The 10,764-nt window shown below is 68.2% G+C and carries 3 protein-coding genes; all 3 read left to right on the top strand.

Annotated features, from left to right (window positions below; genetic code table 11):
• Window positions 1-1,420: 1,420 nt before the first annotated feature.
• The 3 genes from PHK61_RS31125 (at window position 1,421) to PHK61_RS31115 (ending at window position 10,590) form a co-directional block, all read left to right on the top strand.
• Window positions 1,421-8,527, top strand: coding sequence for a HEAT repeat domain-containing protein (locus PHK61_RS31125; protein WP_274284920.1), 7,107 nt, complete (start codon window positions 1,421-1,423; stop codon window positions 8,525-8,527).
• Window positions 8,524-8,847 carry a CU044_2847 family protein gene (locus PHK61_RS31120; RefSeq protein ID WP_274284919.1) on the top strand — a complete coding sequence of 108 codons (324 nt, stop codon included), beginning with the start codon at window positions 8,524-8,526 and terminating at the stop codon, window positions 8,845-8,847. Before PHK61_RS31125 ends, PHK61_RS31120 begins: the two co-directional genes overlap by 4 nt.
• A 969-nt stretch (window positions 8,848-9,816) precedes the next feature.
• Window positions 9,817-10,590: a DUF5131 family protein gene (locus PHK61_RS31115; RefSeq protein WP_274284918.1), complete on the top strand. Its 774-nt coding sequence runs from the start codon at window positions 9,817-9,819 to the stop codon at window positions 10,588-10,590.
• Window positions 10,591-10,764: the final 174 nt, after the last annotated feature.

Genomic DNA, 10,764 nt, shown 5'->3' with positions numbered 1-10,764 from the left:
CTTCCCGGGGCCCGCCTCACCGCAGCGACACGACCCCAGCTCCCGCAACGGTCACGCCCTCAGCTGCACTCCATTTCCGGAAGAGCCACTAAAGCCTGAAAGGAAGGCCAGGAGAGAGAGCAGTCGAAACAGCGATTCGTCGGGCTGCACAGGCAGAGAAGATCCCAGTAATCCGCTAAGTACGATAAACTGAACTATCACTCCCAAGACTGATCCGATTACCGGCCTGAAGAGACCAAGAAGGATCACTTGAGCGCGTGACGCGTGGAAATCGATTTCTAGTGAGCCTGACGAAAGTCGTTGGTAAACGCTGGCGACCGCGCCGAGCGCCTCCTCGCGGGGGCGGTAGCGGGTCGGTCGCGTCGTCGAGACGTGGTAGGTCGCCGACACCACCCCCAACCGGGCCGGGATGTTGGGCAGTGACGGTGGGGAAGCGCCGTTCGAGCAGCGCGGCGCGCAGGTCGGGGATGCCGGGTGTGCCTGCACTCCATGATCGGCAACGTGCCGCCCGGAACACGAACAGGCCGCGAGCACGGCGGCGCAAGGGCGCAGCCTCAGCGCATCCCTCGCCGATGCGTCCCTGCGGTCCGCTGCTGCGGCGTGGAAGTCTTCGAGAGGAGCAACCATGTCCCCTGCTCTACCCCCTCCCAGGAGGTCGCCTGGGTGCGGAGCGGCGAGCGCCCCGCCTAATCCTTGACAGATTGACGAGTCATTAGAGCGGTCTCGAATCTGGTCCTCGGCGGGCGCGTCGGGCCCTCCTGGACGGCCAGGGGGTGCCAGGCGAGCCTCCGGGAGGCCGACGTCGGTGACCGCCTCGGACTCGCCGTCGCGCAGCCATCGTCTCCCGAGCAGGAAGACGTATGCGACGAAGCCGGCCTCGGCGAGCACCCCGATCCGACTCCACTCCCACTTGTGCAGGAGCGACGGCGTTACGAACCCTCGGTCACCCCGACAAGAACAGCAGCAGCCCGGCGACGCCAAGCGCCGCGCCCGCGGGCATCCGCCCTGGCCGGGCGATCGACTCCGCGCGGGGTGGGCAGACGTCGGCCCCATCCACGCCCTCCCGCAAACCTGAGCTGAGTGCTCAGCTCCGCCCAACCCCCTTGCGCTTCGGGAGAAGGGACACGCGTGCTGTCCAAGAGCAAGCCGACTCGCCCGCTGGGCCACGTCGATCAGTTGGCAGCCATCGTGTCGGTGGCTCATCGTGGCGGCACGTACGGGCCAACCCTTGGTCGCGTCACCCCTGCGGACCAGCGCCACTACCGTCGTGTCCATGGGAGTTCTGGAGATACGAGAGAGCGCCCAGAAGCGGCCCTTCCGAGTGATAACGGGTGAACATCATGTAGTCGAATCCGCCCATGGGTGCAGCGCTTGGTGAACGCTACGACCACTCGGATGGCGGCACAAACTCACTGTAAGCATGCACGACTATGTTTCGGTGACGGTCGGACGGGTCCTCGTGGGCGGTAAAGACGAAGGCGCTGGCTTCGTCCTCGCCGCCCCGACAGGTGGGCGGGGCCGCGTCGCGCTCACGGCGGCTCACGTGGTGGGTAGCTCCAACAAGTCGTCGACTCGCTTCGTGACCGCCGACGGTCGCACAGTGCCGATCGAGCACGTAGAGGCAGTTAAGGAGCTCGACGTTGCCGCCTTGCATCTGGGTGATGACGTCGAGGGGTTCAGCGTGGCACGGGCGCAGGACCGGCTCGCGTGGCGAGTGGAGGCGCGTCCGGGCCCGAACGACCCTCGACTGACCGGCACCGTCACCGATCCGCGGCGTCCCTTCAGCAAGCCCGACGCGCCCAACGTCTCCGTCGTCCAGCTGGAGGTCGACCAGGTCGTCCACAACTACAAGGGCTACTCCGGGAGCCCTGTGGAGCTGGTGCCGTCCGACCTCACAACCGTCGAATCGACGACTCCGCCCGTCATCGGTGTGCTGATCGAGCACTTCCCCGTGCGGTCGGCCCCGTCACCGGGGCAACGGCACCCGCCGGCGAGCAACGTCCTGTACGCCGTCCCGATCGAGGCGGCCCTCGACCGTCTCAACCTCGAGGCTTGCTGGGCCCCGGTCGTGGACAACGCGCCATCCGACTCCACGGTGGTCCCGCGTTACCTTGCGGCCCTCACCACTCGCCTCACATGGCCGGGCGGCACCGTCCCGCACGTCGCGCTGAACCTCGTGCGAGGTGAGCGGGCGCCGGCCGGTGGGTCCCCGGCTCGGCGCCGGGGTCGCGCCGAACTCCGGGCGCTGCTTGGGCCCCGCGCCGCGCCAGGTCCGCCTCGACGCGCGATCGACGAGGGCGAGCCCGTCGCCGATCTCGCCGCGTTTCAGAAGCGCTGGACCCGCGTTGTGCTGCTCGGCTCGCCTGGGGCGGGCAAGTCGACGACGCTGCGCCACCTCTTCACCCGCCTCGGCGCGCCGTGGCGGGAAGGGACAGCGGACGGCACCACGAAGATTCCTATCCTTGCCAACCTCGGCGAGTGGCACGACGAGTCGAGCGACCTCACCACCTTCCTGCAGACCCAGCTGCGGAGACAGGGCGCGCTGGACATGGCCGCGCGGCTGCCTGCCCTGATGGGAGAGGGCCGGCTCGTGCTCTTGCTCGACGGTCTCAACGAGATCCCACGGATGCGCCGCGCCGCCATCACCGATCAACCGAACGATCCGCGCGTCGACGCCGTGGCTGAGCTCGGACACCGTGCCGGCCTCGACGGGGTCGGGTGCGTCCTGACCTGCCGCTCGGCCGACTTTCAAGGTGGACCCGACTGGCACGACGTTCACCTTGTCGAGCTCGACGACGAGCGAGTGGACGCGTTCGCCCGGGCCTACTTCCACGACGAACCTGAGGCCGCCACCCTAATCACCTCCTTCCGGCGGGATCTCGCGGGCTCGCGGCGGCTACGAACCCTCGTCAGTAACCCGTTCTTCCTGCTCAGGACGCTGGAGTTCTACGACGAGGTGCGCACGATCCCCGAACGCCTCACCGACCTGCTCACGTTCGGCGTCGCCATGGCCCTGCCGCGCGAGGAGACCGAAGACACCAACGACCACGCGCGCCCGCTGCTCGAGGCTCTCGCCTATCACATGACCAAAGATGAGCTCGTTGCAGTCGATCCAGACCGCGCCGTCGGGTGGCTCGCGGCCGGGGACGCTGCGCCGGTTGATCTCACGGAGGCCCAAGCCGTCTGGCAGACGGCCCAGCAAGCGGGCCTCACGACCATTGCCGGCGACGAGGTGCGCTTCTCGCACCAGTTGATTCAGGAGTTCTTTGCAGCTTGCCATCTGCGTGACCAGCCACTGACCGGCACCCTACTCGAGACCGTAGCTCGCCCGTCGTTCACTGAGGTCAGGCTGATGTGGGCCGACCTCGCTCCTGGGCTCGCCGACCGAGTGGTCGCGTTCCTGCACGACGACGCCGCTGGGGTTCGTGCTGCCGCTGCCTCCGTTCTCGGTCCGCTCGGTGACCGCGGCGCTACAGACCCTCTGGCTCGGTTGCTGACCGACGCCAACGACGTGGTGCGCCGAAGCGCGGCGCTTGCACTGGCAACGCTTGCCGACAACCGCGCCGTCCCGGTCCTCGTCGAGCAGCTCCGCAATACCGAACGAGGCGCGCGGCTCCTCGCCGCGCAGGCGCTCGCTGGTCTTGCCGATGCGCGGAGTGTGCCTGGCCTTCTCGACGCCCTCCGAGCCGACGAGTCGGGCGAGGTCCGTGTGGCCGCGGCCGCCGCTCTTGGCTCGTCGGGCGACGAGCGAGCCTTACGTCCCCTCGTAGAGATCCTGGTGAACAGCACCGACCGCGCGGTGTCCGACGCCGCCGCCCGAGCCCTCGGGCGGCTAGGCGATCCGCGCGCCGTGCCCGACTTGATGGCACGCCTCGTAGCCAGGGCGGACTCGTTTGCCGCGATCGATGGGCTGCTCGCGTTGGGGGACGAAGCGCATGCTTCATTGGCCGAGGCCTTACGACACGATCGGTCGGCGACTCGACGCGAACGCGCGGCCTTCGCCCTCGGCCTGTCGCGCCGTCCGAGGTTCATCCCCGATCTCGTCGCCGCCTTGGGGGACACCGACCGTACCGTCCAGGAGCAAAGCGCCTCAGCCCTCGGCCACTTCGGCGAACCGGCGCTCGCCGCGCTGCTCCAGACGTTCGAGGACGGCGACGTCGCCACAGCACGATGGGTGCTGTACGCGCTAGGGGTGATGGGCGGGCCCCGCGTCGTGCCCCACCTGCTCGCCGCACTGCAGAGCGGCTCTGAGCCGCTCGCCGAGATGGCCGCCAGGTCGTTGCGAAGGTCTACGGGCGCGGTGGAGGCCCTTGAGGACATCCTGTCCACCCACCCCGATCCGGAGACGCGCTGGTTCGCGGCTCACGCGCTGGGTGGCCAGGGCGAGCAGGGGATCGCGGTGCTGGTCGAGTCCACGCGCAGCGATGACGACGCGACGCGGTTCTGCGCCCTCGGTGGACTGTCTACGGTCGCGGAACGGACCTGGATCGAGCCCCTTGATCCGCGGGTCGCCGCCGCACTGGTCGACGCGCTATACGCCACCGACAGCGACGAGCGCACACTCGCCGCGCTAGCGCTCGGCTCGGCCAGCGACCCTCGCGCGGTGCCGGCCTTGGCGACCTTGCTCCGGGCCGACAATCCAGACCTTTGTGCACAAGCGTTCAGCCTGCTCGCCGGCATCCATGATCCATCGGCCGTCGACGTGCTCGTCACGGCGCTCGTCGACGCCGGGTCAGACAGCCGGCGGGCGGCATGCGTAGCGCTAGGAGGCCTACTGTCCTCTTGCCGGCCGGCCCGCGCCGCTGTCGACGCGGCCCTCGCCGCGTCGGCCGACGATTCCGCGTCACCACGTGAGGTCCTCATCGGCCTCCTCAAGACCTGGCGAGCACCGCAGGCGCAACCCGCCCAATTGATCGCCCTACGGCGGGCAATGCCGTCGGTCGTCGCGGCCCTAGATGACCCCGACGACGACGTAGTTTCCGCGGCACTGCGCGCTCTAGAATCCGCCTCCCGACCGGCAATCGACGTCTCATACTTCCTTCCCGACGACGCTCCTGTTGACGAGCGCTATGTCGACTGGTGGGAAGAGCGAGGTGTGAGCGACGACGAGCGTGCGTTGGCGGCGCTGGTCCGCGAGACCGCGGTGCCGCTTGCGTACCCGCCTGCCGTGACGGCCCTCGTGGCGCATCTGCACCAGCCTGACGGGGACACGGACAACGATAGTCTATTTCGCGACCCTCTGTGCGCGTCGGCCGCCTCACTGCTTGGTGCCGTCGGCGACGAACGAGTTGTGCCGGACCTGGCGGCCCTTCTGGCTGACGTCCGCCATGAGGTGGTATCGGCAGCAGGGCGTGCCCTTGCGCGTATCGGTGGACCAAGCGCAGTGTCCGCGCTCGCCGCCGCGCTCGGCAACAACGTGCCGTCGGACGCTTATGCACGGTTTGTGCTAAAGAGCGTTCTCCTGGAGCTCGTGGACGACGCGACAGCCCATCTTGTCCTAGACGCGCTCCGCGGTCTCACACCACCCGACGGCGACTCCCTGGTCGAGGTGCTCGATGCCCTCGGGGAGCCAGCGCTGCTCCCGCTGGTCGCCGCCCTCGGCGACCCCGACGCAGGCGTCGCCCTCGCCGCGGCACACGCCCTCGACCCGGCGTCCACTGGCGTCCTCGCCACAGTCCACCGACTCCCAGGACGTCGCCGGGCAACGGATGCCCTCGACCGCCTGGGCGAGGCCGAGGTCGAGATGCTCCTCGCGGCGACGCACCACGATAACTCGACCGTGTCGCGGGTCGCGGTCGCGGTGCTGGCCAAGCTCGGGCATCCCGCAGGGCAGGTCGCGGAGGAGGAGCCGCCCTCTGAGCCGCCACCACCTCCGCCCCGCCACGTCGACGACCTGCTTAACGACCTTGCCTCCAACGACCCTTCGACCCGAGTTCAGGCAGCCAGCGCTGTCGGCCGGCACGGAGACGACGTCGGTGTCGCGCCGTTGATTGGACTGCTCGACGATCCCTCCGCTCAGGTGCGCCGTGCCGCCGCCGAAGCGTTGGGTCGACTCGGCGACCGGTCCGCGGTCGAGCCCCTGGGCCGTCTGTTGAGCGACCCCGAATGGGGCGTCGCCCACTCCGCAATGCTCACGCTGGGCGCCTTGGGTGGGCTCGACGCGCTGGGCCTCATCGTCGAGTCGCTGGACACAGACACCGACCTGCGGGAGTCGGCGGCCATTGCCTTGCGGCAGGTCGATGTCCAGACCGTTGAGAGGTTTGGCACCACGACCGTGGTCGACGCGGTGCTCGCCGCGCTCCGCCTACACCACGGCGCTGATCAGAGCTGGGAGGACCGAGCCGTGTATTGCGCCGCGCAAGACGTGCTGCTGACGCTCGGCGCGCCGGTGACCGAACGGCTCCTGTCCGCGCTCGAAGACGATCACGAAACTATCCGGCACCTCGCTGTCACAGTTCTCGCTGCGAACGCCGAACTGCACGCGTTGCCGCTGCTCGAATGGATGAGCGAACACGACCCAAGTGGCACTTACGTCAGCGGCAGCAAACCGCGCGACGCCGCCGCGTCGGGCGTCTCAACGATCCGATCGGCCCACCGGGTCCGTGAGCCCCTCATCGAGGCCATGGCGTCGGATCACCGCCTGACCCGCTACGGCTCGGCCATCCTGCTCGCCAACGGAGGTTGGCGGGGCGCGACCGCAACCCTGGTCGAGGCGCTCGGCGACCCGGACCGCCGCGTGCGATTCGCTGCAGCCCGCGCACTAGGCGTGTCGGAGGACGAGCGAGGAATCGCGCCTCTCACGGCCGCGCTCGCCGATCCCGACGCGACCGTGCAGGCTGCCGCCACCGCGGCGCTGGTCCGCCACGGTCCGGTCGTGGCGCCCACCGTAGCTGCGACCCTCGACGCGGCAGCCCCGCACGCCTGCGTCCAGGCCCTCGGCGTGCTCGGCGAGTGCGGTTCGGCCGCAGACGTGCAGCGAGTGGCGACAGCGCTGCGCGACCCGACAGCCGAAGTCTGTCGAGCCGCCGCGTCGGCGCTCAAGCGGCTGGTCGAGCGCGGAAAGACCGCCAACATCGACCGCGCCGGCCTGACCGACGCCTTGCGCGCCGCGCTGCACACCGCGTCGCAGAACGATCGGGGCGGCTACGCCCACCTCGCGATCATCGCCGCCTACGAGAAAGTCGAAACGACGAGCCTCGTCGACGTCCTCATCGAGGCCCTTCACAGCGGTCACCGCGGCCTCCGTAGCGCCGCGGCGCAGCGTCTTGGCGCGCTGGCTGACCCCCGGGCCGTCCCGTCGCTCAATCGGGCGTTGTCGGACTCAGACTCGATGGTTCGAGAGGATGCTGCGGACAGCCTGAGGCGGTTCACCGACGCCAGCTCAGTCGAGCCCCTTATTGCGCTGCTCGCAAACGGAACGGGTGTCGATCGGCAGGCCGCCATCGACACCCTGGTCGCGATCGGGGACACGCGCGCAGCTGCTCCAATGGTCGATCTGCTCTACCGCGGCTCGCCCGACCTGCGATCCGCGGCGGCGGCCGCGATCGTCACGCTGCCCGACGACGTGGCGATTCGACGGCTTGTGGACCGGCTCAAGACCCGACCACCTGACGACCCCTACGACTTCGACGACGAAAGCAGGGTACCGCCGGAGCTCGATGTCCTCGTGCGCCTCGGTGTGGCCGCAGCGCCTGCGCTGGTCGAGGCCGTCGCCACGGCGCCTCCGACCGGAGGCGTCGACGGGTGGGCGTCGGAGGGTCTGCAGCAGATGGGGGAGGGCGCGATCCCCGCCCTCATCGAAGGGCTAGGCGAGATCGATGGCCTGGGGGAGGAGGCCGACGATCGCGCGTGGGTCTGCGCGATTCGCCTGGCGGAACTCGGCGATGCAGGGTGGGAGGCGCTCACGACGGCGTTTGTGGACGTGAGGTGGCAGCGTCGCGCCGGGGCCACCTTTGGAATGGCGACCACTGGTCGCGATGAAGCGCTTCCCCTGCTGAGGGACGCCCTGGCCGATAGCGTCGCCGAAGTGCGCGCGGTCGCGGCCAACGTGGCCGGCGTACTCGGATCGGGTGCGCTCGTCGAGCCGGTCGCGGCGTTGCTGGACGACGACGAGGCGGTCGCCCGCTTTCACGCCGCGGCCGCCCTCGTGCGACTCGGCGACGATCGTGGACTCGCTGGCGTCCTCGAAGCCCTCGCCTCCGAGGACCTCGAGATGGCGTGTGAGGCCGCCACGATCCTTGGCGAACTCGACCTCGTCGTCGGGCTGGAGCCGCTGATCACATCCCTGAGTGGCGGGCCGCCGCAGTTGCGCGTCGCCTGCGCGAGGGCCCTCGGCGAACTCGTCGACACAAGCGCGCTCGACGCGCTCGATCGCGCGGCAAGCGACGCTAGCAAGACGCCCGACGGCACAACGGTCGGCGACGTGGCGGCACGGGCCGCAGCGCGAATTCGGGAGTTCGCCGATTTCTCGCTGGATGTGACCGCGACCGACGGATCGTCAACACACAACGAAAGGTGGCATTCGTGACGGACCAGTCCAATACGGAACCGGTGTACGTGCCGGTCGTCGAGATCGGGGACACGGGACGGGAAATCGGCTGGGGGTCGAACGTCAGCGAGATGCTCGGGTCTCGCCTTGACGACATTCGAGACGCAATCCAGGCGGGTGCGATATCGGTTTCGCGCGGGCTTAAGGATCTCCCTGCGGCAGGGAACTGGCAGGTCTCCGAAGTGGAGGCCTCCTTTGGCATCACCCTCGCAGCCGAAGCGGGCGTGATCCTCTCGAAGGCTTCGAGCGAGGCGACGTTTGATGTGTCCATAACGTTCACACGCAAAGACCAGCTTTGAGTGTACCCCGATAGTCACTTGCCGAGGAATTGGCAGGCCTTCTAAGGTGACGGCTAATCCACTCGGTTCGGGGGAGGACCAGCACTTCGATCCGGACGACGGCCAGGGACGTCAAGGCCCATGCCAACCTCCGATATCGGTAAACGACGGGAAGTTTCCTTCTGTCCACCTTACGCCCCAACAGCTTGACCTGGAACTACTTCCGCGTAGGACAAGCAGTTGTCGATCAACATTCCGCTCTGTCAGCGATAGCGATCTTGACTCTCCGGCGAACCGGGAGGACGGTAGGCGGGTCACTGAGCCCGACCACGTCCTCCCCGCCTCGCTACTCCGGGCGATCACCATTGAAGGCGAGGGGCCAATCGGATTGACCGGCGCCTCGGTGCCGCCCAGGCCTTTGAGTACGTCAGATCTCGGCGCGGCGAGCTCCGGGAGGGACACGATCAGCGGCACGCGCATGAGCGAACGAGCGGCGTGACCGGGCAGCGGCCTACTGCTGCTCAGCAGGCGCCCACGGTCGCCACCGCCCATCCGCTGCTCTTGGCCCCATCGCGGATCGCCTTCAGCGTTTCGCGGCCCCGGCCTCCCTCGCTCGAGGCGCCATAGCCGCTGCTCGGGGAGCGGCGCCGGCTGCTGGTGCCGGTTCGGGCGGCGTGACCGGGCAGCGGCCTACCGCTGCTCAGCAGGCGCCCACGGTCGCCACCGCCCATCCGCTGCTCTTGGCCCCATCGCGGATCGCCTTCAGCGTTTCGCGGCCCCGGCCTCCCTCGCTCGAGGCGCCATAGCCGCTGCTCGGGGAGCGGCGCCGGCTGCTGGTGCCGGTTCGGGCGCGACCACATGCGCCAGCGGCCCGGACGAGACGACCGCGAGCCCCCTCGCGGTAACCGGGGACGGCGTCCGCCAGTGCTGGGTGCACGAAGCACGGGCACCCTTGCAATGGCACAACACGCGTGCGGCTAAGTCGAACACATGTTCGACAAGGATCAAATGAGGGAGTACGCTTCGATCATGGCAGGCGCCTCAACTATCGAGTGGACGGAAGCAACCTGGAACCCGACTACAGGTTGCGACCGCGTTAGCGATGGTTGCGACAATTGCTACGCACTGACCCTTGCCAGTCGACTGAAAGCGATGGGCCAACCCCGATATCAGACAGACGGGCACCCGCGCACGTCTGGCCCTGGTTTCGGCCTGGCGCTTCACCCAGACTCGCTCGACGCTCCGAAGAAGTGGAAGCGGTCACGGCTCATCTTCGTCAACAGCATGAGTGACCTGTTCCACGCCAAAGTACCCCTTAGTTACGTACAGGACGTCTTCGACGTGATCGCCGAGACTCCACAGCACACCTATCAGGTTCTCACCAAGCGATCGCTGCGCCTCGCTCGCGTGGCCGATAGGCTGTCATGGCCAGACAATTTATGGCTAGGTGTGACTGTAGAGTCGAGCAGCCACGTCGATCGAATGAATCACTTGCGCTCGGTCCCCGCGCGTGTGCGATTCATCTCGGCCGAGCCCCTTCTGGGCGATCTTGGCGAGCTTGACCTGCATGAAATCCACTGGATCATTGCAGGCGGGGAGAGTGGGCGATCGGCTCGACCGATGGAAGAAGGGTGGGTCAGAAACATACGCGATCAAGCACTTGACGCAAAGGTCGCCTTCTTCTTTAAGCAGTGGGGTGGGCGAACACCGAAGGCCGGCGGCCGGGTCCTCGATGGCGAGACCTGGGACCAACTCCCCAGCTAGAATTGGATCATAGTCCCTGCGGGATAGGTCCCTTTCCTCTTCTGATTCGGGGAAGCGATGAGCCCGTCAGTCTGCATTGGCTTTAGGGGCTCTTCCGGAAATGGAGTGCAGCTGAGGGCGTGACCGGGCCGGGAGCTGGGGTCGTGTCGCTGCGGTGAGGCGGGCCCCGGGAAG

This window comes from Actinomycetospora lutea (assembly GCF_028737205.1).
GTDB lineage: Bacteria > Actinomycetota > Actinomycetes > Mycobacteriales > Pseudonocardiaceae > Actinomycetospora > Actinomycetospora lutea.
Note: the sequence above shows the minus strand (reverse complement) of the source record. Positions and strands in the feature narration are given on the sequence as shown.